This window comes from Pseudomonas sp. W15Feb34 (assembly GCF_023127765.1).
In the GTDB taxonomy this organism is placed as follows: domain Bacteria; phylum Pseudomonadota; class Gammaproteobacteria; order Pseudomonadales; family Pseudomonadaceae; genus Aquipseudomonas; species Aquipseudomonas synxantha_A.
The window spans coordinates 48,424-73,495 of the sequence record NZ_SPKN01000032.1 but is presented as its reverse complement, the minus strand read 5'-3'; the positions used below and the strand labels follow the sequence as shown (position 1 = coordinate 73,495).

Here is a 25,072-nt window from a genome sequence, read left to right as displayed (position 1 = left end):
CTCAGCGCGCGTCCATCGGTACGACACGGCCATGGTGCAGCAGCACCTGCTGGTCCAGGCGTGCGGCCAGGCGTGGGCTGTGGGTAACCATCAACAGGCTGGTAGGGCTGTCCTGCAGCAGATCCAACAGCAACTGCAGCACCTCATCGCTGGTGGTTTCGTCGAGGTTGCCGGTGGGCTCATCGGCCAACAGCAAACCCGGACGCGAGGCCAGCGCCCGCCCTACCGCCACCCGCTGCTGCTGACCGCCGGACAGTTGCTCCGGATAACGCTTGAGCAAATCGCCCAGCCCCAGACGTTCCACCAACTGCGCCTGCCAATGCGGATCGAAGCGCCCCGCCAGGCGCGCCTGGAATGCCAGGTTGTCCTCCACACGCAAGCTGCCGATCAGGTTGAACTGCTGGAACACCAGGCCGATTTCGGTACGGCGCCAATGGGCCAGTTGCCCTTCGTTGAGCTGGTCCAAGCGCTGCTCGCCAATGCGGATGCTGCCGCCGTCGATCCGATCCAGGCCGGCCACCAGGTGCAGCAAGGTGCTTTTGCCACTGCCCGACTCGCCCATCAGCGCCAGACTGCTGCGCGCCCCCAGGTACAGGTCGACACCGGCCAGCACGGCCAGCGGACCTTGGGGAGTGGCGTAGTGTTTGATAACCCCTTGTACCTGCAACATAGGAACGCTCATTTGAAGGACTGCCAACGAGAATAACGGCTGAGGGACATGCCCACGCAAATTTTTCACATGGATTTCACCGCCTGCCCATCCTCGACACTTTAAAGTGCGCTCCCAGCGGTGATAACTCGCAACTTGTTAGTTACTAATACTCACACTTTTTACGACGCGGATGTTCAGCAAAAAGACAGCAGCACTGTGACAGGCTGCTGCTCCACAACGGGCGATCGCCCATTAACTTCACTGGTTATAAGCACAACTAAAGGGCCGAGGGTGAATAGCGTGGCAGACATGATCCTGGCCAATCCAAAACCCAAATGGGCAAGGTTGAAGCGCCTGAAAAAATACCGCCTGCCTGTGCTGGGCATCAGCGTCATCGGCCTGCTGCTCACAGGTTTTCTATTGTGGCCCTCTTCCCCGCTTGACCTGGGTGTCGGCAATCGCCTGGTCACCTCCGGGGTGCTCGCCAGTTGGCGCCAGGGCGACCTGGTGGTTCTGGTGCGTCATGAAGAACGCTGCGACCGCTCGAAAAATCCTTGTTTCGGCCCTGTCAGCGGCCTCACGATCCAGGGCACGCAACGCGCGACCGAACTGGGCAAAGCCTTTGATTCATTGGGCATGGAGGCCACCGACGTGCTGAGCAGCCCGACCACGCGCACTGCCCAAACCTCGCTGTTCATGTTCGGCAAGACCGAGCTGTCCCCGGGCCCGCTCGCCATTTGCGGGGCTGCCATGGCGGAGGAAATCCTCAGCCATAAACAGCCGAGTCGCAACCTGATGTTGATCACCCACAGCGCCTGCATGAGCGACTTCCAGACGAGCCTGGGCTTTCCCCATGCCGCAGCGGCCGAATATGGCAGTGCACTGTTCGTCAAGGTATTGCCCAACGGCAAACTTGAGGCAATGGGCACTCTGAAAATCCAGCAATGGGCCGCAGTACTTAAACAACTTTAATTACACTTATTTACCTATCCAGCAGCTATTACGTTCAGCAAAACGACAGCCCTGTTCTGGCATGTTCAGTTGCGCCTCTTAGTTAGGTTCCCCCCCTCATTGATTCAGTGAACATCACGATGCTCGGCCCGATTAATTCAATACTCTTCTTGCACCTGTTTGAACGTCATGGAGCGACGTGCTCATGACCCGCCTGAACCCTCTGCTCTGGTTAATCCTGGGCTTTGCCGTTTTTTTCTTGCTGCCCCTGGGCTTTCACGGCCTGTGGATTCCGGATGAAACCCGTTATGCCCAGGTCAGCCAGGAAATGCTGATGAGCGGCAACTGGGTAGCGCCGCACTTTATGGGCGTGCGTTATTTCGAAAAGCCCGCCGCGGGCTATTGGCTGATTGCCCTGGGCCAGGCGGTGTTTGGCGAAAACCTGTTCGGCGTGCGTATTGCCTCGGTCCTGGCCACGGCGTTGAGTGTGCTACTGGCCTACCTGATCGCGCGGCGCCTGTGGAACGACCCACGTAAAAGCTTCGCCTGCGCCCTGCTCTATATGAGCTTTGGCTTGGTGGCCGGGCAAGCCGGGTATTCCAACCTTGATCCGCAATTTACCTTGTGGGCCAACCTGAGCCTGGTCGCCCTGTGGTTTGCTCTCGACAGCCCCACCTTACGTGGGCGTCTGGGTTGCTGGGCCTTGTTGGGGCTGGCGTGCGGCATGGGGTTCATGACCAAGGGGTTTCTGGCATGGCTGCTGCCGGTATTGGTCGCGGTGCCTTACCTGATCTGGCAGTGCCGCGTCGGTGAGTTGCTGCGCTACGGGCCGGTGGCGATTATGGTCGCGGTACTGGTTTGCCTGCCGTGGGCATTGGCGATCCATGTGCGGGAACCGGATTACTGGCGCTTTTTCTTCTGGCACGAACACATTCGCCGCTTCGCCTCCGACAATGCGCAACATGCGCGGCCGTTCTGGTTCTTCCTGCCGATCATGGTCGTGGCGTGTCTGCCGTGGGCCGCATTGCTGCCGACAACACTGTGCAAGGCCTGGAAAGAAAAACGCCAGCCGGCGATTGCCTTTCTCGCCCTGTGGTGGCTGCTGCCCCTGGGCTTTTTCAGCCTGAGCAAAGGCAAGTTGCCGACCTACATCATGCCCTGCCTGCTGCCCCTGGCGCTGCTGATGGGCCACGGCTTGATCGACCTGATCAAGCAAGGCAAGGCACGTACGATTGTGATCAACGGCACGGTCAATTTCGTTCTCGGCATGGCGGCCATGGTCGGGCTGATTTACCTGCAAATCACCGACCCGCTGTACGGCAACAGCCACGCCGAGATGTTCAGCCTGTCCCTGGCTTTTATCGTGCTGCTGGGCTGGATCCTCGCCAACCTGTTGCAAGCGGTGCGCCCGCTGACGTTGTGGGCGATGCCGGCGCTGGGCATTGGCTTGCTGGTAGCCCTGCTGCCGGCGGGAATGCCGCAGTTGATAGCGGATAACGAAATGCCCGACCAGTTCGTGCTTGAGCACCTGGACGAACTGCAACAAACCCGTGCTTTGCTGAGCAACGAACTGGGCCTGGCATCGGCATTGTCATGGCGCCTGCGTGAGCCAGAGGTAGCGTTTTACGGCACCGAGGGCGAGCTGCGCTACGGCTTGCATTACGAAGAAGCGGCGCACCGCAAGGTCACACTCGACAACGTGCAAGCCTGGTTGGCCGAAGCCCGCGATCGAGGTTCGGTGGGCGTGCTGATGCGGGTCCGCAGCACCAGCGAGCACCGCGAAGAAGGGCAATTGCCGCCCGGCGGCAAGCGCTATCGCAAGGGCAACCTGGTACTGACGATTTACCCCCAACAACCTTGATCGCCTTTGCAGGAACAGCCCATGAGCCTATGGAAAACCGAACGCGGCGCCCTGGTTTTACTGCTGGGCGTCTCGGCCTTGCTTTTGCTGCTGGGCCTGGGCAGCCGCGACCTGTGGGGGCCGGAGACGCGCTGGGCCAACATCGCCTTGCAGATGCTGCAAAGCGGTGATTACTTCGACCCGTATCTCAAAGGCACGCCGTATTACGACAAACCCCTGCCCTCCTACTGGCTGATCACCGGCTTCGCCAGCTTGATGGGCGGCCTTGGCCCATGGTCGTTGCGCCTGTCATCAGTGATTGCAGCGTGGCTGAGTATCTGGCTGGTGTACCTGATCGGCGAACGGCTGTTTCGCAAAGGCACAGGCTTGATCGCCGGCTGGATGCTCGCCACCACCTTCTACTTCCTGTTCTGGGCCAGGGTCGCCACGGCCGACGTGCTGACCGTGTGCGGCGTGCTGGCAGCCGTGTGGTGGTATTGGCGCGGACCGGAAGACACCAGGCTTGGGCGCTACACGGTGTTTTTCCTGTTGCTGGCAGCGACGTCTCTGTTCAAGGGCTTGATCGGTTTTGTGCTGCCTGGGCTGGTGCTGCTGCCGCACCTGCTCAGCCAGCAGCGCTACAAACGCCACCTCAATCTGCGTCTGCTGTTGGCCATGCTGATCGCCGCGGCGTTTTACGCGATTCCCTTCGTACTGTCTCACCGCTACGGCGCGCCTTCTTATGGCGAGAGCGGTCTGGCGTTGGTATTCAGGGAAAACGTGGTGCGTTTCTTCGATCCCTTCGATCACATGGGCCCGATCTACACCTACCTGATCTACCTGCCGGTCTACACCCTGCCCTGGGCCCCCTGCTGGCTACTGGGCCTGTGGCTGGCGGTGCGGCACTGGCGCCACACCCCACCCAACGTGCGCTGGCTGGTGTGGGGCCTGGGCCTGTTGTTTGCGTTCTTCACCGCCAGCGGCAGCCGCCGCAGCTACTACGTACTGCCGCTGGTGCCCTTTGCTCAACTGCTCGCCGCCTGGTGGCTGAGCGAACGCCTAAAGAAAAAACCGGCGAGCTGGCCGCGCTGGCAAAAAGGCTTCGGCATCAGCGCAGGCCTGCTCTTGCTGGTGCTGGGTGTAATCTACCCCTGGACTACCGGCAACGGCGGCGTGACCCGCTTCGCCGAGGATGTGCAAGCCCAAGCCGTGAAAAGCGCACCGTGGGACCAATGGCAAATGGTGCTGGTGGAGGTCGACAACAAGCTGCCCATGTACCTGCAAAACCACGGCAAGCCCTTCTACTACGTCAGCGAAACCCAGGACTACCCCCGCCAGGGCGACAGCGCCGCGTTCATGGCCTGGCTGGAAAAGACCAGCGGCCGAAGGTTCGATCCGCAACACACGATTATCGTCACGCAGTATTCCAGGGAAGACCCGATGCCGCTGGCGTTTCTGGGCGTGGATCATCGAGTGGTCACTACGCAATCGGATAATGGCGAGCGCTTGTTTCAGAAGCGTGAGGGAGGGAGCGTGGCGTTTGTTCCGATGCAACGCTGAGAATCGAAGAGGCGCTGTTTGCAAAGGCTTGGCGTGAGCACCCTACGGGGTGCATTTAAACTTCGCGCACAAACTCGTCAGCCTGCGCCTTGAGCCAATCAAACAACCGAGCGATATCCGGCTCCGACTGACGACCCTCTCGGCAAATGATGTAATAGGCAGCCGGCGACATCATCACAGGAGCTTCCAGCGCAACCAAGGCTCCCTCCTTCAACGCGTCATGTACCAGTGCAGTTCTGCCCAACGCAATTCCCCCGCCTTTTACCGCCAGGCTGATAGCCAAACTGGAATCAGGAAAGCGTGGGCCATGGTGATAGGGCGGTGCTGGGAGCCCCTGGAAGGCAAACCAGCTCTCCCACCCTGGACACACTTGATCATCCACCCGATGAATCAATGGGTACTGGGCGATATCCGCCAGGGCAATATCGCCGTGTATACGCGCAAACGCTGGCGAACATACAGGGAATACCGCATCGCGCATCAAAAGCTCGACATGGTGGTCCGGATAGTCGCCGTACCCCATCACCACGGCGACGTCATACTGATGCGCGCTCAAGCTGCTGCTGCTCATGTCCGCGCTGGTCAACACCAAATCCAGATTGAACGACGCGTGAGCATGAGAACCATGCATCCTGGGAATCAGCCAGGTTGAGCACAGAGAGGACGTACAGGCGAGGTAAAGCGGTTGAGGTTTACCGGGACTGAGCGAATGCAGCACAGCATCCAGGTCTTTGAAAAAACCTTCGGCCACCGGCAACAGTGCCTGCGCCGCCGCCGTGAGTTTGACGCCCCGTGAGTGGCGCTCGAACAACTGCACCCCCCACCAATCTTCCAGACCTGCGATTTGATGACTGATAGCGCTGGCTGTGAGGTTCAACTCGGATGCGGCACGCGCAAAACTGCCGGTCTGCGCGGCACTCACGAAGGCTTGAAGCATAGGGGTCGGGGGCGGACGTTGGGCCATCAGTTGCTCACTTTGATCAGGATGATCCCGCCAACAATGACGAATGCCGACAGCATTCGCCGCCAGCCAAACCGTTCATGAAAAAACAGTGCGGCAATAATGGTGCCGATAATAACACTGGTTTCCCGCAACGCGGACACCTTGGCTACCGCATCCAGGGACAACGCAAACAACACCAGGCCGTAGGACGCCAGGTAAAACACCCCTCCCAACATTCCCACCCGCCAGTGGCAGCGGATGGCCTGGGTGAATGCCGGACGCGCCTTGATCAACGCCAATAACGGGATCGGGATGCTCTGGAATACGGTCAGGTAAATGATGTATTGCAGCACCGTCTCACTGGCTCGCACGCCTTTGGCGTCCACCACCGTATAGGACGCAATGAACGCTCCAGCGCACACCGCCATCAGGATCGGCTTGAGCATGTGCGCCGTCATCCTGCGCACAAATGTCAGGCTGATGATCCCCACGCAAATCATCAGCACACCTGCCATCGCCTGAAACGACAGCTGCTCATGCAGTAAGAAGTAGGAAAAAAGCGCAACCAGTACCGGCGGCACACCACGCATGACCGGGTAAACCTGACCGAAATCGCCAGTCTCGTAAGCCTTGATCAGAAACAATCGATAGATCGTATTGAGCACTACGGAAACCAGCACATAGCCCCACACCTCCAGGCTCGGCACATGAACCAACGGCAGCGCTGCCAGACAGATCAGCAATGCGGTGCCATCGACCATTGCCAAAGTCATAAAGCGACTGCTTCCGGCGCGTACTACGGCATTCCAAGTGGCGTGCATGAAGGCGGAGATCAAGACCAGGGTGATCGCGATATCGGAGTTGTCCATGGGGCTCGGCTTTTGCTGAAAACAGGGAGGAATCAGTTATGCAGGACAAGCCAGGCATCATGGCTTGCGTAACCACATCCGTAGCATGTAGCGATTGAGATCGCTCAGCCGCTCATCATCATTGATCTGCGCACAGGGAACATTCCTGTCTATGAAATGCGTGCGGGTATGCAGGAACTTGTTGTCGGCAGAAATCAATACCTGCCCTGGTTCAAGCAGTATGCGATGTTGGACTGAAGACTGGTCGAGCACAGCATCCAGTATATTCAGCGCCTGAGTTTGTGCGAGGGTCAACGGGACACCAGCCTTCAGATGAGCCGACTCAATGTAGACACGAAAATACCTGATCAAAGGAATGCCTGCGTCTGAAAAACTCAAGATGGGCGCTTTAAACAGCGTCTCATCCTCGGCCATGCCTCGATTCTCAAAAAAGAAATCGCATTTCAGCTGTGTCAGTACACCTGGAAACGTCATCAGCTCTGCGTAGACCGCGCTCGCATCAATCAGAATGCTCTCACCACCCAGCAGTGCTTTCTGACCACACGCCAAGATCAAATAGTCGATAGGTAGCGGGTCACTCACACCATCGTTGTGTACGTAAGCACCCTGCCGGGTTTGGTGGTATCTGGCACCCTCTTCAATACTCTTACCGCCCCGATCGTATACTTCAATAACCTTATGACCGAGATGATTCTGCACCATTGGCTTTCCCAGCAAAGAGCCAAATGTCCAAATGAGTGATTTGAAGACTGCGAGGCTATCGACTTTAAAGCCATCCAAGATCAACACATAAGTTTCATGGTCAATCATGTTTCGAATATTGTTTAATTCCGCATGCAGGATGGGTGAGCTAAGCGGATTGATGCAGGCAGGTGTTGTATCGAAGCGATGATCTTGACCACTGGACTCGACTATATTCTTTGCGCACAACAACTCATCAAATGCGGCTTTTGAAAGTCTGACTTTGGCTGCCTCTTGACGAAAATGACTGACATCCATGTTCATCGCAATCCTTTACGGTGGTGAGTAGGAGCCTCCATTTAACTAAGCTCAACCTTGTCCGAAAAAGCGAAACCTCATCAGGGTAGCCATCAACGCTCGTCATGACAGATTTTTCCTACGCCAAAATATGAGCTGTCACTGCTGGCAGTTTTGTCATGGTTTGTAAAGGGCCAGCAAGCCGTCTCTCTTTAAATTGCAGGACATTTCCGAGACAATCCCCGCCGCCTTGTGCCGGTTGGAATCGGTGGCTAGTCTGCGATCCGTCACTGCTCATCAGTGATCGGGTTTAGTCGCCCGGATTCCAGTTGTGCGCAAGCTGTCACCCTGTTCATGGTGGCTGTGCGCAGGGCACCTTTGGGTGCGCCGGATCCAACTGGCCGGTCGACTAACCTGCGTACAGCCGCCACCCTCCGTTTAGTCGCGAAGGGGTCGGCTCCTTATCTACCAGTTGGAGCTACACCATGAATAAAGTCTTACCCGACCCACCCTTCGACCCCGCAAAAACCCGTGCCGCGTTCAACCGCGCCATTGACCATTACCTGCCCAGGCAGGGTTTCCACAGCGTCAACGACGATCTGAGTTTTGAAGATGCGTTGCTGTACACCGCCAGCCTGCTCGACAGTGCCTCAGCGACAGCGCTCGATTGTAGCGAGCTGCTGGACAGCCCCGTGCGGGCGAAGATTCTGGCGGTGTGGCATTTGCTGGAGATCGCCAGAACCACAGTGGATCGCTCTATCGAGTGCATGAAGCCCTTGAAGGCAGCACCGTAAAATGTGGGAGGGGGCAAGCCCCCTCCCAGATTGAATGCATTCCAATCCTCAGATCCTGCGGCGGCGGTTGAGGGCGGGAATGGCGGTTTGCGGCACTTCAACGCGCTGGACCTTCGCCACGGTCCTGGCGGCGAGTTGCGCCAGGGTTGGCTGGCTGAACAAGGTGCGTGCGTCCACTTCCAGCCCGGCCTTGCGCAGGCGGGCCACCAGGTTGACTGCCAGCAGCGAGTGCCCGCCCAGTTCGAAGAAGTGGTCGTGGCGCCCTACCCGCTCCAGTTTCAGTACGTCGGCCCAGATGCCGGACATCAAGGTTTCCACTTCGCCCTGGGGCGCTTCGTAGGCACGGCTGAGCACCGCGTCCAGGCCCGGCTCCGGCAGGGCCTTGCGGTCGAGTTTGCCGGCGGGGTTCAGGGGCAGTGCGTCGAGTTGTACGAAGGCGGCCGGCACCATGACTTCCGGCAGTTGCTCCAGTACATGGGCGCGCAAGTCTTCCAGGCTCGGCGCCTGGCCGCGCAGGGTGAAGTAGGCGACCAGGCGCTCATCGCGAATCAGTACCGCCACTTCACGCAACGCCGGGTGTGCACTCAGGCGTGCTTCGATTTCTCCCAACTCCAGGCGCACGCCGCGCAGTTTGACCTGGAAGTCATTACGCCCAAGGAACTCCAGATTGCCGTCCGGCAGGTAGCGCACCAGGTCGCCCGTGCGATACAGGCGGTCACCGACAACGAAGGGGCTGTCGATAAACCGCTCGGCGGTCATCTGCTCCAACCCCAGGTAGCCGCGGGCTACTCCCACACCACCGATATGCAGTTGACCGCTGATGCCTATGGGGACCGGTGCGTCATGGGCATCCAACACGTACAGGCGGGTATTGTTGATCGGGCGGCCAATCGGCAGTTGCACCGCAGGTACCGGCGCACCGGGTTCGAGGGTCCAGGCGCTGCTGTCGACCGTGGCTTCGGTAGGGCCGTAGACGTTGTGCAAGCGCACCTTGGGCAAACGCGCCTGCACGCCACGGGCCAGGGCTGCGGTCAGTTCGCCGCCGCCGCACAACACATCGGTGAGGCTGGTGCACAGCGCCGACTCGTCCAGCTCAAGAAACTGCTGCAACATCGCCGGTACAAACTTGATCACGCTGATCTGCTGCTCGCGAATCAACTGGGCCAGGTACGCAGGTTCACGATGACCATCGGGCCGCGCCAGCACCAGGCGCATACCGTTGCTCAATGGCCAGAACAGTTCCCACACCGAACCGTCAAAGCTGAATGGCGCGCGCTGCAACAAGGCGCCGCCTGCGGCGTCGGGGCACAATTGCGAGCCCCAGTGCAGCAGGTTACCCAATCCGCGATGTTCGATCATCACGCCCTTGGGGGTGCCGGTGGAGCCCGAGGTGTACATCACGTAAGCCAGGTTGGCGACGCTCAAACCCGGTACCGACGGATTGTCGGTCGGCGCCTGGCTCCAGATGCAGTGGTCGAAGTCGATCACGGGGATTGCAACCTCGCCCGGCACTTCGCGGGTAGCGCCGTGTACCAGCAGCGCCACCGGCTGGCTGTCGGCGAGCATGTAGGCCAGGCGTTCGCGTGGGTAGCCCGGGTCGAGGGGCACATAGGCACCGCCCGCCTTGAGAATGGCCAATAACCCCACCACCAGCTCCAACCCACGCTCCACACACAGTGCCACCCGCGAGTCGGGCTCTACCCCGTGCTCACGCAAGTGAAAGGCCAACTGGTTGGCGCGTTCGTTGAGTTCGCGATAGGTCAGTTGCTGTTCGCCGGCCTGCACCGCGATGGCATCGGGAATGTCCCGCGCATGGGCTTCGAACAGCGCCTGGACGGTGAGGGTTTGCGGGTAGTCCGTGGCGGTGGCGTTGAAGCCTGACAACTGGGTGTGCAACTCGCTGGCGGGCAACACCTGTATGTCGCCAAGCGGCATTTTCGGCGCCTGCTCAAGCGCAACCACCAGGCCGTTGAGCACCGTGTCAAAGTAGCTCAGCACCCGCTCGGCACCGACTGTGCACGGCGCCTTGGCCTTGAGCCGGAAACCGCTGGCCACGTCATCCACCGTCAACATCAGCGGATAACTGAGGATGTCTTCACTGTTGAGCAAGGCCATGCCCGGTACCAGTTTGAGTTCGGGATCGGCCGAGGTGTGGCGGTAATTGAGCAGGCTGTTGAACAACGGTGACACGCCGCTGCAACGCTGGGCCAACGCCAGGGAGGCTTGTTCGTGAGCGAGCAAGGCGCTCAGTTGTGTGTGGGTGTCGTGCAGTGCATCCACCACGTTTTGCCCGACCAGGCGCAGGCGCAGCGGCAAGGTGTTGATGAACATGCCCAACGCCCGCTCGGCACCCTCGCCGGCTTGCAAGCGGCCAAGCAATACGGTGCCGAACACCACATCGTCGCGGCTCGCCACCCGGCTGAGCACCTGGGCCCAGGCCAGGTGGAACAGGCTCGCGGCGCTCACGCCAAGAACGCGGGCCTGGCTGCGCAGGCGCAGGTTGAGCGCGTCACTGAGCAGGCGTTCGGCTTCTTCGGTCTCGGCACGCTTGGCCTGGCGCTCCTGCACGCCGAACGCCAGAGTCGGCTCATCCACCTCTGCCAACTGCTGGCGAAAGAACGCCTCGTGCGCAGCCTGGCGCACGGCTGATCGGGCTTGCGCCACCACATTGCGGTACGGCACCGGCACGGGCAGTTGCGCCTGTTGGCCGAGCAGATGGGCGCGGATCTCGTCCACCAACAGGGTGGTCGAAGTGGCATCGTTGACCAGGTGATGAAAGCGCAGCCTGGCGATCCAGCGCTGATGGTGAGGTTCTTCGGCGTAGTCCAGGGCCATCAGCGGCGCCTGGCGCAAGTCCAGCGGTTGAGCCGGCTCGCGCAGCGGTTCGACCCGCAACCGCGCTTTTCGCCACACCACCTGCATCGGTTGTTCAAGGGCATCCCACACCAGGCTGGTGCGCAGGATGTCATGGCGGTCGATCACTTGTTGCAGGGCGTGGGCGAAGGCATCCAGTTGCTCGCGGCGCGCAAAGCTGAACAGAGCCTGTTGCTGATACGGGTCGTGCGCATCGGTGATGTGGTGATAAAGCAAGCCTTCCTGCAACGGCGCCAGCGGGTAGATTTCCTGCACATTCGCTGCGCCACCAGGGATGCTTGCGACGATGTGGTCGAGGCTGGCTTGATCCAGCTCGGCCAAGGCGAGCAGATCGGTAGTGATATGCGTACAGCCTGGCGGGATTCGATTGTCTGGCACCGCCATTTCATTACCGCCACACGCTGCCGCCAGCGCCGCCAACGTTGGCTGGCCGAACAGCACCTGCACATCGGCACGCAGGCCGGCCTGGCGCATGCGCTGCACCAGTTGCACCGCCAACAGCGAATGCCCGCCCAACTCGAAGAAATGGTCGTGGCGCCCTACTTGCTGCACGTGCAGCAACTCGGCCCAGATCTGCGCAAGGGTAGCTTCCACACCGGCCTGCGCAGCTTCGAAGCGGCGAGTGACAAAGGCTTCCTGGCTGGGCGCGGGCAAAGCTTTGCGGTCGAGCTTGCCATTGGCGGTCAGGGGCAACGCCTCAAGGCGGACATAGGCCGCCGGCACCATATAGTCAGGTAACGAGGCCTGCAGATGGGCGCGCAGGGTTTGAATCTCGACTGGCTCACGCGGGATAAACCAGGCCAGCAATTGCCCTTGGCGAAACTGCACTACCGCGTCCTTGATCGCCGGGTGGGCGGCCAGGGCCGATTCGATTTCCCCCAGTTCGATGCGTACACCGCGGATTTTTACCTGGTCGTCGTTGCGTCCCAGGTACTCAAGATTACCGTCCGACAGCCAGCGCGCCAGATCGCCGGTGCGGTACATACGCGCGCCGTTGAAAGGATCGTCCAGGAAGCGTTCGGCATTCAGTTCAGGACGGTTCAGATACCCCCGCGCCACGCCCTTGCCGCCCACATACAACTCCCCCACTGCGCCAATCGGCACCGGGCGTTGTTGCGCATCCAGCAGATAAACCTGGGCGTTGGCGACCGGCGCGCCGATGTGCAGCGGCTGGCCCACCTCAATGGCTCCGGAGGTGGCAACCACAGTGGCTTCGGTAGGGCCGTAGTTGTTGATCAGTGCAAACGTCTGCGCCTGGGTGAACGTGCGCAGGCGATCGCCGCCAATCAGCAAGGTGCGCAAGGTAGGATGCCCAAGCTGCTGGCTAAAGGCGTATTCGGCCACAGGCGTGGGCAGGAAACACACGTCCAATGGCTGCGCGCGCCACCAGTCGAGCAGCGCATCGATATTTTCCGCACCGTCGTGCGCCGGTGGCAGGTGCAGCGTTGCACCCACGCATAACGCAGGCCAGACTTCCCAGGCCATGGCATCAAAACCAAAGCCGGCGACGCTGGCGGTATGGCTGCCCGCTTGCAGGTCGAACGCCCGGCAGTGCCAGTCCACCAGGTTCGATACGCTGTGGTGCTCCACCATCACGCCCTTGGGCAAGCCGGTGGAGCCGGAGGTGTAAATCACATAGGCCAGGTTCGACGGCGATACCGCGACCTCGGGGTTACTGTCGATGTGCGAGGTGACCTGCTCCAGCGCGATCACTGGCACCGTGGAGACAGGCAGGCGCTGGCGCAAATCCTGCTGGGTCAGGATTGCCACAGGCGCACTGTCTTGCAGCAGGTAGTCCAGGCGTTCAGCCGGATGGGCCGGATCCAGCGGCACGTAGCAGGCGCCGGATTTGAGCACTGCCAACAACCCCGCCAACGTGTCCAGCCCGCGTCGGGCCAGCACGGCCACGCGATCATCCGGCTGTACGCCGTGTGCCAATAGTTGATGCGCCAGGGCATTGGCCTGACGGTTGAGGTGGGCGTAGGTCAGCTGATGGCCCTGATACACCGCGGCAATGGCGTCGGGCGTGTGTGCGGCTTGCGCTTCAATCCGCCGGTGCAAGGTTTGCGGCAGTGCGTTGGGCTGCGCGGTGGCGTTCCAGTGCAGCAGCCGAGCCTGAGCTTCAGGCGCCAGCATGGAAAACTCACCGACTGGCAGCGAGGGGTCTTCCAGCCCTTGCTCCAACAGCCAGGTGAAGCCGCGCGCCATCGCCTGGACTTCGTCGTGCTGGAAGTACGCCTCGTTGTAGACGCAATGCAGCCACGCGCTGTCCTGGTAGCGGTTGCTGCGCAGGTGAATGGCGATCGGCAATGCTTCATGGTGGTTGGACACCTTGATGGCACGCGCCTGCACCTGACCAAAACGCAGGTCATGGTCGTCCTGCTCGAACGACACCGACAGGTCGAACAACTGCCCGCGATCGGTTCGTCGCAGGCCCAGCTCACGGTTCATCTCGCTTAACGGGAAGCGCTGATGGCGGAAATCCTGCTTGAGCTGATCGCGTATGCCGCGCACCAGCTCACCAAAAGGCAACCCTTCGCTGAACTGAAAACGCACCGCACTGACCTGGGCAAACATGCCGACGGTGGCGCGAAAACGCGCGTTGGAGCGGTTGAGAATCGGCAGCCCCACTACCCATTCCTGGCGTTGACTGGTGCGGCTGAAATACACGTACATCGCCGCCAGCAACACATGAAAAGCCGACGCCTGGCAGCGGTTGGCGACCTGCTCCATACGGTCGAGCAGCGCCACCGCAAAGCCTTCCAGGAAGGTGTTGCTCGACGCCTTGGTGGTTTGCTTGGGCGTCAGCAGTGGCTCGGGCAGTACCTGGAACTTGTCCAGCCAATAGTCGCGGTCACGGGCGTAACGGGCCGAGTGCAGGTAGTGCTGGTCGTTGTCGATAAAGTCGATATAGGACGGTGCGAACGGCTCCACGTGACGGCCCTGCTCCAGGGCGGTGTACAACTGCGCGAGGGATTGCAGCAACTGGCCGAAGCCCCAACCATCGAGAATCAGGTGATGGGCCTGGATACCGAGGTGGTAGTGGTCGTCGTCGAGTTTGACCAGCAGGACGCGCACCAGCGGCGCGCCGCTCATCATGAACGGTCGGGCCATTTGCGCCTGCATCAGGGCCCGGCTCGCGGCGCACGGGTCGGGTAACGCCGCGAAGTCATGCAAGGCCACGTCCACCGGCAGTGCCGAAGCGAAGGTTTGCCGCGCCAGCCCTTCGGCGTCGGTATGCAATTGAATGCGCAACGCATCGTGTCTGGACACCAGCTGCGCTACGGCCTGCTGGATGCGCTCGGGCATCACTGGGCCGGCAACATCCAGATAGCCGCCAATGTTATACAGCGGCGAATCGCCCACGCGCATCTGATCAAGCCAAATGTCCTGTTGGGCGGCAGTGAGGGGGAAGCTGGCCGGCTGGCGGGAGGAATACTGCATAAGATCCTTCTCATGGGGGTCAGGCACTGGCCGCGCAGGGTGGCCCATTACGCCGAATTTGCCGGATTTGAGCATGGGGGGGCCGCAGGCGTCTGTCACCCGAAACCCGGACATTCAAATGGATGGAACGGGCTTGGTGGGTCGTTCACTGCTGAAACGATTAAAGCGCTGTAGGAGATTGGCTATACATGGCCGATGCTGGCACTTTGAAATTCTGCAAAGTTTTAAACTTTTACCTTAAATATCATCCAGTTAATTAAACCTAAAAATACCTTGCGAGCGTTCGTTGCCGGTTTTATTGACCAGAAACGTCGGAATAATGGCGCAGATTTTATGGCAGCTTGTGTCCCGCGTTTCCGCTACATACGTAGGACAAATCCATATGGCTAAATAAAAACTCGAACGCCGAGTCACGTTCAAGCAGTACGGATCGCCCCGCCGCAGCCCGGAGCCTCCGCAGACGGTTTTCGACATCAAGGATGAGATGGCTATGAATCTGACCCGCAGTATTGGCGACACACAGGGCCCGCATTTTTATGCCGAAATGGGCGAGTTGATTTCAAACAGCGGCCATGAACGCTTCGCCGCAGACATGTTGCACCTGGTAGACAAATGGGTGCCGATTCACCTGGTGGACCTCAGCGAATGGACGCTCGATGAGCTGCGCGACCGCGTGCTCGACATCAAGCTGCTGGGCAGCGCCGGGCTGAAAAAGGAGTTGTCTGTACCCCAGACACTGCACCCGTTGAACGACCACCCGCTGATGCGCGAAATGCTGCGCATGCAAGACCCGTTGTTGATCCAGATGAAAGCCAAGGCCAACAGCGCGCACCCGTTGGGCAGTTCGCACCAGTGCAACCTGGTATCGCGCCAAGGGAATCGACGCTGTGTGATTTCGTTCTACCGGCCGCCAACCCAGCGTGGGTTTTCCCTGGCTGAGTTGTCGTTTCTCAAGTGCTTGTCGGACACCCTGTTGCCTTTGATGGAGCGGCACGCGCAACTGCTGCGTCAGGTGCCGCACGCCGAGACGGAGCCGGCCCACACCCTGCTGGAACAATCGCAATTGCAGCGCGAGTTCTACAAGCGCCTGGCTCTGAGCGATATCACCCTTTCGGCGCGCGAGCAGGAAGTGTGCCTCGGCCTGCTGACCGGCGGCACCGTGCCGCAGATCGCGGAAAAACTCAGTGTGAAAAACAGCTCGATCGAAACCTACCTCAAGCGCGCCGCCGCCAAGCTGGGCGTGAGCGGCCGGCATGGCCTGGCCAAATGGATGGTGGGTGCCTGATGAACAAACGGATGCTTTGCTGCGTCGGGGTGGCGTGGACGCTCAGTGGCTGTTCGCTGATCCCCGAGTATCAGCGGCCAGCAGCGCCGACGCCTGCGCAGTTTCCTCAAGGCGGCGTGTACAGCCTGGCGCAGGCCGGCGACCTGACGCAGAATCCGGATTGGCAGCAGCTGTTCCACGACCCGGCGCTGCAACGGTTGATTGCCGATGCCCTGGTCAACAACCGCGACCTGCGGGTAGCCGCCCTGAATGTAGAGGCGTTCCAGGCGCAGTATCGTATACAGCGCGCCGACCTGTTCCCGGCGATCTCCGCCAGCGGTGCCGGCAAGCGTCAGAAATTGCCGGGTAACGTGACAGGCACCGGCAAATCGGCGATCACCTCCAACTATTCCGCCACCTTGGGCCTGAGCGCTTATGAGCTGGACCTGTTCGGCCGCGTGCGCAGCCTCAGCGAACAGGCGTTGCTGACTTACCTGGGCACCGAAGAAGCCCGGCGCAGTGCGCAATTGAGCCTGGTGGCGAACGTGGCCAACGCCTACCTGACCTGGCGCGCCGATCAGGAACTACTGGCCCTGGCCGAGCAAACCCTGGTGGCCAACGACCACAGCTGGCAACTGACCAGCCGCAGCAAAAACGCAGGCAAAGCTTCGGCGCTGGAGGTGGTGCAAGCCCGTACCGCAGTGGAAAGCACCCGCGCCAGCGTCGCTCGCTATGAACGCCAGGTCGCCCAGGACCTTAACAACCTCGTGCTGCTGGTGGGCGGTCCGGTGGATGAGCATCTGCCCGCTCGCCCGCTGGCCGATGATCTGGTCGCCCGCGTCCCCGCCGGGTTGCCCTCCGACCTGCTGCAACGCCGCCCGGATATCCTCCAGGCCGAATACCAGTTGCAGGCGGCCAACGCCAATATCGGCGCCGCCCGTGCTGCGTTCTTTCCGTCCGTGACCCTCACGGCCAATGCCGGCAGCACCAGCAAGGAGCTGTCGGGGCTGTTCAAGGGCGGCTCGGGCACCTGGACCTTCCAGCCGCAAATCAACCTGCCGATCTTCAACGCCGGCAGCCTGCGTGCCAGCCTCGATTACGCCAAGTTGCAGAAGGACATCACGGTGGCCCAGTACGAAAAGTCCATCCAGAGCGCCTTCCAGGAAGTGGCCGACGGCCTTGCCGCTCGCCAGACCTTCAACGACCAACTGGATGCGCAACGGGATTTCGTTGCCGCCAACCAGAACTATTACGACCTGGCCCAGCACCGCTACCGCAGCGGCGTGGACAGCAACCTGACGTTCCTCGATGCGCAGCGTGCGTTGTTCAGCTCGCAACAGGCGTTGATCGTGGACAGGCTGGCGCAGCTGGTGGCGGAGGTGAACTTGTATACGGCGTTGGGTGGAGCGTGGCGCGTCAACGCAACGCCGACTGCCGCAACCGATACTCCCCCGGCGTCATCTGCGCATACCGCAGGAAAAACCGGCTGAAATACGCCGGGTCCTTGAACCCCAGCTGGTAGCAGATTTCATTTGCGGAGCTGCCGGTAAACAACAGAAGGCGTTTGGCCTCTTGCATCAGGCGTTCAAGAATCAGGCGCTTGGAGGGCAGGTCGGCGATGCGTCGGCACACCTCATTGAGGCGCGCCTGGGTCACGCCGATGGCCTGGGCATAACGCGCCAGCGGCCAATGCTCCAGGTAATGGGCTTCGATCAGTTCGTTGAAGCGGTGAAAAATCCGCAGGTCTTCATGGGCCGTCGGCCGTGCCGGCAGGGCGTGGGCGCACAGGCGCAGCAGGCGGATCATGATCAAGCGCGTCAGGCTGTCGAGGGCGGCTGCGCGGCCTGCCCGTTCGGCGTTGATCTCGCCGCACAGTTCTTCGAAAAGCTGGTCCAGCCCATCGGCGTCGGCGCCCAGCGCGACACACGCAGCCCCGGAGGCAAGGCTGGGGTCGGCGTCGATCAAGCCCCACACCAGTTGCTGGCGCACCGTCAGCACATGCCCGTCGGCATCGGCTTCGGTGACGAAGGCGTGGGCCACCGTGGGCGGCGTGAGAAAAAACATCGGCCCTGCTTCGACGTACTGGCGGTCGTCCAGATACACCCGCACCGCGCCACTCTTGACGTAATGCACCTGGAAAAACCGGTCATGGCGATGCACGGCCATATTGCGCCCGAAAAAACCTGCCAGGTTGCCCAGCTTGTCGTAATGCACCTCGGCGTCGCTGTAACGCTGGTCGTAGACCTGCCCGAGGTTGATGTTGGGAATCGGCTGCACGTCGCCCTCCTCTTGTTGTTGTGATGCCATCGGAGTGTGCCACGCTTGACGGTAGTTAACATATTAATTATAACGTTAACAACTTAACGAACTGCCTATGCAGCCGTCGTCACCGCCAGGAGAAACGCATGAGCCGTACCCTGCATGATGTTGCCAGCGGCACCCTGTTCGGCGTTGCGCTGAACTACCAGGGCCTGCTGGACCAACATCTCGCCGCCTTCGAGCAGGCGCCCTACCAGAAGCCGCCAACCAAGCCAGTGTTGTTCATCAAGACGCCCAACACCCGTAATGCCCATGGCGGCGTGGTGTTGCAGCCTGCAGGCGAGCGCCTGCAACCGGGCCCGGCGCTGGGCGTGGTGATCGGCCAGCGCGCCAGCCGCGTCAGCCTGGACAATGCCATGGCCCATGTGGCCGGGTATGTGGTGGTCAACGAATTCAGCCTGCCGGAAGACAGCTACTACCGCCCTGCCGTCAAAGCCAAATGCCGCGATGGGTTTTGCGCCTTGGGCCCGCAAGTGATTGAGCGGGATCAAGTGGCCAACCCCAACGAGCTGTCCCTCAAGCTCTTCGTCAATGGCGAGCTGCGCCAGCAAAACTCCACCGCCCATTGGGTGCGCGACATCCCACAATTGATCGCCGAGATCAGCGAGTTCATGACCCTGCATCCCGGTGACGTGCTGATCACCGGTACACCGGAGGGCCGTGTGGATGTGCAGCCGGGTGATCGTGTTGAAGTTGAAATCACTGGCGTCGGCCGCCTGCTCAATATCGTTCAGGCGGAGGCACTGGCATGAAGCGCGCACGTATCCGTTTTGAAGGTCAGAGCCATGCCGTGCAGGTAGACGACGATCACAGCGTGCGCCTCAGCGATGGCCGGCGGCTTGCCGAAGATCAGGTGCAATGGCTGCCGCCCGCCACCGGCAATATGTTCGCCCTGGGCTTGAACTACGCCGATCACGCCGCCGAACTGGCCTTCACACCGCCGACCGAACCGCTGGCCTTTATCAAGTCGGTCGGCACCTACACCGGTCACCGCCAAGTCACCTGGCGCCCGGACAACGTCGCCTACATGCACTACGAGTGCGAACTGGTGGCGGTGATCGGCAAGACCGCGCGCAACGTCAAGCGCGCCGACGCCCTGGACTACCTGGCCGGTTACACGGTGTGCAACGACTACGCGATCCGCGACTACCTGGAAAACTACTACCGCCCCAACCTGCGGGTTAAAAACCGCGACGCCACCACCCCGGTGGGCCCCTGGATCGTCGACGTGGCCGATGTGCCCGACCCAGGCAACCTGAAGTTGCGCACCTGGATCAACGGCGAGTTGCGCCAGGAAGGCAGCACCCAAGACATGATTTTCGATATCCCCTACCTCATCGAATACCTGTCCAGCTTCATGACCCTGCAACCCGGCGACATGATCGCCACCGGCACGCCCGAGGGCCTGGCCGATGTGGTGCCGGGCGATGAAGTGGTGGTGGAAGTCGAAGGCGTGGGCCGCCTGGTCAACCGTATTGTCAGTGAGACGGAGTTTTTCTCCGTGCGCAAAGAGGCTTGAACAACATGATCAAACACTGGATCAACGGCCGTGAGGTCGAGAGCAAAGACGTATTCATCAACTACAACCCGGCCACCGGCGAGGCCATCGGCGAAGTCGCCAGCGGTGGTGCCGATGAAGTCGCACAAGCCGTGGCGGCGGCCAAGGAGGCGTTTCCCAAGTGGGCCAACACCCCGGCCAGGGAGCGCGCACGCTTGATGCGCAAGCTCGGCGAATTGATTGAACAGAACGTGCCACGCCTGGCCGAACTGGAAACCCTCGACACCGGTTTGCCAATTCACCAGACCAAGAACGTGTTGATTCCACGGGCCTCGCACAACTTCGACTTTTTCGCCGAAGTCTGCACCCGCATGGACGGCCACAGTTATCCGGTGGACGACCAGATGCTCAACTACACCCTGTACCAGCCGGTAGGCGTGTGCGGGTTGGTGTCGCCATGGAACGTGCCGTTCATGACCGCCACCTGGAAGACCGCGCCGTGCCTGGCGCTGGGCAATACCGCCGTATTGAAAATGTCGGAGCTGTCGCCACTGACCGCCAATGAACTGGGACGCCTGGCGGTGGAAGCCGGGATCCCCAACGGCGTGCTCAATGTGATCCAGGGCTACGGCGCGACCGCTGGTGATGCACTGGTACGCCATCCGGATGTACGGGCGATTTCCTTTACCGGCGGCACTGCCACTGGCAAGAAAATCATGCAGACCGCCGGCCTTAAAAAGTACTCCATGGAACTGGGCGGCAAGTCGCCGGTGCTGATTTTTGAAGACGCCGACCTAGAGCGCGCCCTCGACGCCGCACTGTTCACGATCTTCTCCCTGAACGGCGAGCGGTGCACCGCCGGTAGCCGGATCTTTATTCAGGAAAGCGTCTACCCGCAATTTGTCGCCGAGTTCGCGGCGCGGGCCAAGCGCCTGATCGTAGGCGACCCGCAGGACCCCAAAACCCAGGTCGGTTCGATGATCACCCAGGCCCATTACGACAAGGTCACCGGCTACATCAAGATCGGTCTGGAGGAAGGCGCCACACTGCTGGCCGGCGGCCTGGAGCGCCCGGCCAACTTGCCGGCGCACCTGAGCCGCGGCCAGTTTATCCAGCCAACGGTGTTTTCCGATGTGAACAACCGGATGCGCATCGCCCAGGAAGAAATCTTTGGTCCGGTGGTGTGCCTGATCCCGTTCAAGGACGAAGCCGAAGCGCTGCAACTGGCCAACGACACCGAATACGGGCTGGCGTCCTATATCTGGACCCAGGACATCGGTAAGGCTCATCGGCTGGCGCGCGGTATTGAGGCGGGCATGGTATTTATCAATAGCCAGAACGTGCGCGATTTGCGTCAGCCCTTTGGCGGGGTGAAAGGCTCGGGCACCGGGCGCGAGGGTGGCCAGTACAGCTTTGAAGTGTTTGCCGAGATCAAGAACGTGTGTATTTCCATGGGCAGTCATCACATTCCGCGCTGGGGTGTGTAGCCCAGGATCAAACAAGCCTCCTGTGGGAGCCGGGCTTGCCCGCGATGCAGACACCGCGGTCCTTCAGCCTTACCGAGTCGATGCAATCGCAGGCAAGCCAGCTCCCACAGGGACCTCACAAGCCTTACAAGAATAATTATTCAGGAGAATCATCATGGGCGAAGTGGTTCTGGCAGCGAAGATCTGCCACGTACCGTCGATGTACCTGTCGGAACTGCCCGGCAAGCATCACGGCTGTCGCGAAGCGGCGATTGCCGGGCACAAGGAAATCGGCCGGCGCGCCCGCGAACTGGGGGCCGACACCGCCGTGGTGTTCGACGTGCACTGGCTGGTCAACAGCGGTTATCACGTCAACTGTGGCGAGCAGTTCCAGGGCACCTACACCAGCAACGAGCTGCCGCACTTCATCAAGAACATGGATTACGCCTACCCCGGCTGCCCCGAGTTGGGCGAGCTGATCGCCGCCGAAGCCAACCTGGCCGGCGTGCGCAGCATGGCCCATAACATCCCGAGCCTGGAGCTGGAATACGGCACGCTGGTGCCCATGCGTTACATGCACATGGGCGTGCCCGAGGATGAAAAATTCAAGGTGATTTCCATTGCCGCCTGGTGTGCCTGGCATCGTCTGGAAGACAGCTTCGCCTTTGGCGCCGCCGTGCGCCGAGCCATCGAAAAGAGTGACCGCAAGGTGCTGGTGCTGGCGTCCGGCTCGTTGTCCCACCGTTTTTCCGACGACCGCCAGGCCGAAGCGAATATCCACAACTGGACCCGTGAGTTTGACAAGCAGGTAGACCTGCACGTCGTCGAGATGTGGCAGCAAGGCCGCTTCAAAGAGTTCTGCGCGATGCTGCCGGACTACGCCGAACACTGCTTTGGCGAAGGCAAGATGCACGACACCGCCATGCTCCTGGGCCTGCTGGGTGGGCCGGACTATGCCCAGCCGGCCGAGATCATCACGCCGCCGTTCGGCAGTTCGGGCACTGGCCAGATCAACGCGATTTTCCCGCTGTAGCTTTGGGAGAAACCTATGCCGCACTTTATCGCTGAGTACACCGACAACCTTGAACCTCAGGCCGATTTGCCTGGCCTGTTTGAAAAAATCCACCGCGTGCTGGGCGACAGTGGCGTGTTTCCGTTGGGCGGCATCCGTAGCCGTGGTGTGCGCCTGGACACCTGGCGCATGGCCGACGGCAAGCATGACTACGCCTTCGTGCACATGACCCTCAAGGTCGGCCACGGCCGCGACCTGGCCACGCGCCAGGCGGTGGCCGAAGCCGTGTTCGCGGTGATCACCGCGCACTTCGCCCAATTGCAGGCGCAGCGGTTGTTGGCGCTGTCGTTCGAGATGGTCGAGTTGCACCCACAGCTCAACTTCAAGCAGAACAATGTGCATGCGTTTCTGAATAACGCGGCGGGATAAAAACCTGCCCTCCCCCCACGGCCACTCAGACAAAAAGTACAACATCATGAGCACAGCCCACTCCACTGCAAGCCTGCGGCTTGCCGAGCACGACCGCACCCATCGTTTGGTGACCTGGCGCCTGATGCCCTTGTTGCTGGTGTGTTACCTGTTCGCCCACCTGGACCGTATCAACATCGGCTTCGCCAAGATGCAGATGAGCCACGACCTGCAGTTCAGCGACACGGTGTACGGCTTTGGCGCCGGGCTGTTTTTCATTGCCTACGCGCTGTTTGGCGTGCCCAGCAACATGGCCCTGGACCGGGTCGGACCACGGCGCTGGATCGCCTGCCTGATGGTGGTGTGGGGCCTGCTCTCCACCGGCATGTTGTGGGTGGAAAGTGCTAGGGGCTTCTACGTGCTGCGCTTTTTGCTGGGGGTGGCCGAAGCCGGATTTTTCCCGGGGATTCTGGTGTTTCTCAACCGCTGGTACCCGGCGCGGCGACGTGCCCAGGTCACTGCCTTGTTTGCCATTGCCGTGCCCATGGCCGGGGTGTTGGGCGGGCCGATTTCCGGGGCGATCCTGGAGAACTTCCACGACGTGGGCAGCCTGCGCGGCTGGCAATGGATGTTCCTGATCGAAGGTGCCCCCGTGGTGCTGCTGGGGCTGGTGGTACTCAAATGCTTGCCGGACAGTTTCGAAGTGGTGCACTGGTTGAGCACCGAGCAAAAACAGCAACTGCGCACCCAGTTGAGCAACGAAGAACAGCGCAAGACCATCACCTCGTTCAGCGGCATCCTGCGGGACCCGCAAGTGTGGCTGCTGGTGGCCGTGTACTTTGCGGTGATGCTGGCGGTCAACACCCTGGCGTTCTGGATGCCGACCCTGATCCACGGCGCCGGCATCGGCCGCGACAGTCAGGTCGGCTTGCTCAGCGCCGTGCCCTACCTGGCCGGCTGCTTCTTCATGCTCGGCTGCGGGCGCTCGTCCGATCGCCAGCGCGAGCGTCGCTGGCATTTATGCGTGCCCCTGCTGATGGCCGCTGTCGGCATTGCCGTCGCGGGCCTGGCGCCCGGCAATGCGCTGCTGGTGATGAGCGGGTTGGTGGTCGCCGGCATGGGCGCCAGCGCGGCGCTGCCGATGTTCTGGCAACTGCCGCCGGCGTTTCTTTCCAACACCACCCAGGCGGCGGGCATCGCCATGATCAGCTCGTTCGGCAGCATCGCCGCGTTCCTCGCGCCCTACCTGATCGGCTGGATGCGCGACGCCACCCAGAGCGCCAGCCTGGCCCTGTACGTACTCGCCCTGTTTATCGCCCTCGGTGGCCTGCTGGTGCTGCGCACTCAGGCCGCCATCGTCAACCCACACTAGAGACCGTTGCCATGCTCGACTCCCAGCAAATCCTCGCGGCCGCCGCCCACCTGGACCGCGCCGAACGCAGCCGCGAACAGGTGCGTCAGTTTTCCCTCGACTACCCCGGCATCACCCTCGAGGATGCCTACGCCATCCAGCGCGAATGGGTTGCGCAAAAGATCAAGAACGGGCGCACGCTCAAGGGCCACAAGATCGGCCTCACTTCACGAGCCATGCAGGTTTCTTCGAACATCACCGAGCCCGACTACGGCGCCCTGCTCGATGACATGTTTTTCGACGAAGGCAGTGATATTCCCTTCGAACGCTTCATCGTGCCGCGTGTGGAAGTGGAACTGGCGTTCATCCTTGGCAAGCCGCTCAAGGGCCCCAACTGCACGGTGTTCGATGTGCTCGACGCGACCGAATGGGTGATCCCGGCGCTGGAAATCATCGACGCACGCATCCAACAGGTCGACCCACAGACCAACGCCACCCGCAAGGTGTTCGACACCATCTCCGACAACGCCGCCAATGCCGGCGTGGTACTCGGTGGCCGGGCTGTGCGCCCCACCGAGATCGACCTGCGCAAAGTGCCGGCGGTGCTGTATCGCAATGGCGTGATCGAAGAATCCGGCGTCTCGGCGGCAGTGCTCAACCACCCGGCCAAGGGCGTGGCGTGGCTGGCCAACAAGCTGGCGGCGCATGACGTCACCTTACTGCCGGGCCAGGTGATTCTCGGCGGCTCGTTTACCCGTCCGGTGGCCGCCCGCCCCGGGGATACCTTCCACGTCGACTACGACCTGCTCGGTTCGATCGCCTGTCGCTTCGTCTGAACACTGGAGGATT

The 25,072-nt window shown here is 61.0% G+C and carries 19 protein-coding genes; 13 read left to right on the top strand and 6 right to left on the bottom strand.

Going from position 1 to position 25,072, the window contains the following annotated elements; genetic code table 11:
• Position 1: 1 nt before the first annotated feature.
• Positions 2-670 (bottom strand): ABC transporter ATP-binding protein, encoded by a 669-nt coding sequence (locus E4O97_RS16050; RefSeq protein ID WP_216091776.1) that lies wholly within the window; start codon positions 668-670, stop codon positions 2-4.
• Between the two features lie 273 nt (positions 671-943).
• Between E4O97_RS16050 and E4O97_RS16045 the strand changes: the two genes are divergently transcribed.
• From E4O97_RS16045 to E4O97_RS16035, 3 genes are all read left to right on the top strand, one after another.
• Positions 944-1,624, top strand: a complete 681-nt coding sequence (locus E4O97_RS16045) for a histidine phosphatase family protein (protein ID WP_216091777.1) — start codon at positions 944-946, stop codon at positions 1,622-1,624.
• 184 nt (positions 1,625-1,808) lie between these two features.
• A complete protein-coding gene (gene arnT, locus E4O97_RS16040) occupies positions 1,809-3,464 on the top strand; it encodes a lipid IV(A) 4-amino-4-deoxy-L-arabinosyltransferase (protein ID WP_248161709.1) in 1,656 nt (551 codons plus the stop codon).
• 21 nt (positions 3,465-3,485) lie between these two features.
• A complete protein-coding gene (locus E4O97_RS16035) occupies positions 3,486-5,003 on the top strand; it encodes a glycosyltransferase family 39 protein (RefSeq protein WP_248161707.1) in 1,518 nt (505 codons plus the stop codon).
• Positions 5,004-5,058: 55 nt separating this feature from the next.
• Here the strand turns inward: E4O97_RS16035 and E4O97_RS16030 are convergent, their stop codons facing one another.
• The 3 genes from E4O97_RS16030 to E4O97_RS16020 are packed head-to-tail and all read right to left on the bottom strand — an operon-like array spanning position 5,059 to position 7,814.
• Complete coding sequence (locus tag E4O97_RS16030; RefSeq protein WP_216091780.1) at positions 5,059-5,967, bottom strand: LysR substrate-binding domain-containing protein; 909 nt, start codon at positions 5,965-5,967, stop codon at positions 5,059-5,061.
• The gene (locus E4O97_RS16025; protein ID WP_148853579.1) at positions 5,967-6,815 is read right to left on the bottom strand and encodes an EamA family transporter; all 849 of its coding nucleotides are present in this window, start codon (positions 6,813-6,815) and stop codon (positions 5,967-5,969) included. The genes E4O97_RS16030 and E4O97_RS16025 overlap by 1 nt, the downstream gene beginning before the upstream one ends.
• A gap of 57 nt (positions 6,816-6,872) precedes the next feature.
• Positions 6,873-7,814, bottom strand: coding sequence for a TauD/TfdA family dioxygenase (locus E4O97_RS16020; RefSeq protein WP_248161705.1), 942 nt, complete (start codon positions 7,812-7,814; stop codon positions 6,873-6,875).
• A gap of 464 nt (positions 7,815-8,278) precedes the next feature.
• On the opposite strand from E4O97_RS16020, the gene E4O97_RS16015 reads away from it, so the two are divergent.
• Positions 8,279-8,587, top strand: a complete 309-nt coding sequence (locus E4O97_RS16015) for a hypothetical protein (protein ID WP_005789528.1) — start codon at positions 8,279-8,281, stop codon at positions 8,585-8,587.
• Positions 8,588-8,635: 48 nt separating this feature from the next.
• Here the strand turns inward: E4O97_RS16015 and E4O97_RS16010 are convergent, their stop codons facing one another.
• A complete protein-coding gene (locus E4O97_RS16010) occupies positions 8,636-14,905 on the bottom strand; it encodes a non-ribosomal peptide synthetase (RefSeq protein ID WP_248161704.1) in 6,270 nt (2,089 codons plus the stop codon).
• A gap of 490 nt (positions 14,906-15,395) precedes the next feature.
• Between E4O97_RS16010 and E4O97_RS16005 the strand changes: the two genes are divergently transcribed.
• Together E4O97_RS16005 and E4O97_RS16000 are read left to right on the top strand one after the other, a co-directional pair.
• Entirely contained in the window at positions 15,396-16,190 is a 795-nt protein-coding gene (locus E4O97_RS16005) for a helix-turn-helix transcriptional regulator (RefSeq protein WP_078821783.1), read from the top strand.
• Positions 16,190-17,659: an efflux transporter outer membrane subunit gene (locus tag E4O97_RS16000; protein WP_143508466.1), complete on the top strand. Its 1,470-nt coding sequence runs from the start codon at positions 16,190-16,192 to the stop codon at positions 17,657-17,659. The genes E4O97_RS16005 and E4O97_RS16000 overlap by 1 nt, the downstream gene beginning before the upstream one ends.
• Here E4O97_RS16000 and hpaA read toward each other — a convergent pair.
• Positions 17,586-18,476, bottom strand: coding sequence for a 4-hydroxyphenylacetate catabolism regulatory protein HpaA (gene hpaA / locus E4O97_RS15995; RefSeq protein ID WP_179119839.1), 891 nt, complete (start codon positions 18,474-18,476; stop codon positions 17,586-17,588). The two genes, E4O97_RS16000 and hpaA, sit on opposite strands and share 74 nt — an antisense overlap.
• Positions 18,477-18,574: 98 nt before the next feature.
• Here hpaA and E4O97_RS15990 point away from each other — a divergent pair, with 98 nt between their 5' ends.
• The 7 genes from E4O97_RS15990 to hpaH all read left to right on the top strand — a co-directional run bounded on the left by E4O97_RS15990 (position 18,575) and on the right by hpaH (position 25,059).
• On the top strand, positions 18,575-19,240 hold the full coding sequence (locus E4O97_RS15990; protein WP_078821785.1) for a fumarylacetoacetate hydrolase family protein: 666 nt from the start codon (positions 18,575-18,577) through the stop codon (positions 19,238-19,240).
• Positions 19,237-20,007 carry a fumarylacetoacetate hydrolase family protein gene (locus E4O97_RS15985; protein ID WP_248161703.1) on the top strand — a complete coding sequence of 257 codons (771 nt, stop codon included), beginning with the start codon at positions 19,237-19,239 and terminating at the stop codon, positions 20,005-20,007. The genes E4O97_RS15990 and E4O97_RS15985 overlap by 4 nt, the downstream gene beginning before the upstream one ends.
• Before the next feature lie 5 nt (positions 20,008-20,012).
• On the top strand, positions 20,013-21,473 hold the full coding sequence (gene hpaE / locus E4O97_RS15980) for a 5-carboxymethyl-2-hydroxymuconate semialdehyde dehydrogenase (protein WP_248161702.1): 1,461 nt from the start codon (positions 20,013-20,015) through the stop codon (positions 21,471-21,473).
• A gap of 154 nt (positions 21,474-21,627) precedes the next feature.
• Positions 21,628-22,485 carry a 3,4-dihydroxyphenylacetate 2,3-dioxygenase gene (hpaD, locus tag E4O97_RS15975; protein ID WP_078821787.1) on the top strand — a complete coding sequence of 286 codons (858 nt, stop codon included), beginning with the start codon at positions 21,628-21,630 and terminating at the stop codon, positions 22,483-22,485.
• A gap of 15 nt (positions 22,486-22,500) precedes the next feature.
• Complete coding sequence (locus tag E4O97_RS15970) at positions 22,501-22,893, top strand: 5-carboxymethyl-2-hydroxymuconate Delta-isomerase (protein ID WP_005789539.1); 393 nt, start codon at positions 22,501-22,503, stop codon at positions 22,891-22,893.
• 46 nt (positions 22,894-22,939) lie between these two features.
• Positions 22,940-24,244 (top strand): MFS transporter, encoded by a 1,305-nt coding sequence (locus E4O97_RS15965; RefSeq protein ID WP_248161701.1) that lies wholly within the window; start codon positions 22,940-22,942, stop codon positions 24,242-24,244.
• An 11-nt stretch (positions 24,245-24,255) separates the two neighbouring features.
• A complete protein-coding gene (gene hpaH, locus E4O97_RS15960; protein WP_032880377.1) occupies positions 24,256-25,059 on the top strand; it encodes a 2-oxo-hept-4-ene-1,7-dioate hydratase in 804 nt (267 codons plus the stop codon).
• The last annotated feature ends 13 nt before the right edge of the window (positions 25,060-25,072 follow it).

What these genes read in the sequence shown, in the direction of transcription:
- E4O97_RS15970 (WP_005789539.1), top strand. Translation starts at nt 22,501, where the DNA reads ATGCCGCACTTTATCGCTGAGTACACCGACAACCTTGAACCTCAGGCC.
- E4O97_RS16025 (WP_148853579.1), bottom strand. Translation starts at nt 6,815, where the DNA reads ATGGACAACTCCGATATCGCGATCACCCTGGTCTTGATCTCCGCCTTC.
- hpaD (WP_078821787.1), top strand. Translation starts at nt 21,628, where the DNA reads ATGGGCGAAGTGGTTCTGGCAGCGAAGATCTGCCACGTACCGTCGATG.
- hpaA (WP_179119839.1), bottom strand. Translation starts at nt 18,476, where the DNA reads ATGGCATCACAACAACAAGAGGAGGGCGACGTGCAGCCGATTCCCAAC.
- hpaE (WP_248161702.1), top strand. Translation starts at nt 20,013, where the DNA reads ATGATCAAACACTGGATCAACGGCCGTGAGGTCGAGAGCAAAGACGTA.
- E4O97_RS16020 (WP_248161705.1), bottom strand. Translation starts at nt 7,814, where the DNA reads ATGGATGTCAGTCATTTTCGTCAAGAGGCAGCCAAAGTCAGACTTTCA.
- arnT (WP_248161709.1), top strand. Translation starts at nt 1,809, where the DNA reads ATGACCCGCCTGAACCCTCTGCTCTGGTTAATCCTGGGCTTTGCCGTT.
- E4O97_RS16000 (WP_143508466.1), top strand. Translation starts at nt 16,190, where the DNA reads ATGAACAAACGGATGCTTTGCTGCGTCGGGGTGGCGTGGACGCTCAGT.
- E4O97_RS16015 (WP_005789528.1), top strand. Translation starts at nt 8,279, where the DNA reads ATGAATAAAGTCTTACCCGACCCACCCTTCGACCCCGCAAAAACCCGT.
- hpaH (WP_032880377.1), top strand. Translation starts at nt 24,256, where the DNA reads ATGCTCGACTCCCAGCAAATCCTCGCGGCCGCCGCCCACCTGGACCGC.
- E4O97_RS16010 (WP_248161704.1), bottom strand. Translation starts at nt 14,905, where the DNA reads ATGCAGTATTCCTCCCGCCAGCCGGCCAGCTTCCCCCTCACTGCCGCC.
- E4O97_RS16035 (WP_248161707.1), top strand. Translation starts at nt 3,486, where the DNA reads ATGAGCCTATGGAAAACCGAACGCGGCGCCCTGGTTTTACTGCTGGGC.
- E4O97_RS15965 (WP_248161701.1), top strand. Translation starts at nt 22,940, where the DNA reads ATGAGCACAGCCCACTCCACTGCAAGCCTGCGGCTTGCCGAGCACGAC.
- E4O97_RS16030 (WP_216091780.1), bottom strand. Translation starts at nt 5,967, where the DNA reads ATGGCCCAACGTCCGCCCCCGACCCCTATGCTTCAAGCCTTCGTGAGT.
- E4O97_RS16005 (WP_078821783.1), top strand. Translation starts at nt 15,396, where the DNA reads ATGAATCTGACCCGCAGTATTGGCGACACACAGGGCCCGCATTTTTAT.
- E4O97_RS15985 (WP_248161703.1), top strand. Translation starts at nt 19,237, where the DNA reads ATGAAGCGCGCACGTATCCGTTTTGAAGGTCAGAGCCATGCCGTGCAG.
- E4O97_RS15990 (WP_078821785.1), top strand. Translation starts at nt 18,575, where the DNA reads ATGAGCCGTACCCTGCATGATGTTGCCAGCGGCACCCTGTTCGGCGTT.
- E4O97_RS16050 (WP_216091776.1), bottom strand. Translation starts at nt 670, where the DNA reads ATGTTGCAGGTACAAGGGGTTATCAAACACTACGCCACTCCCCAAGGT.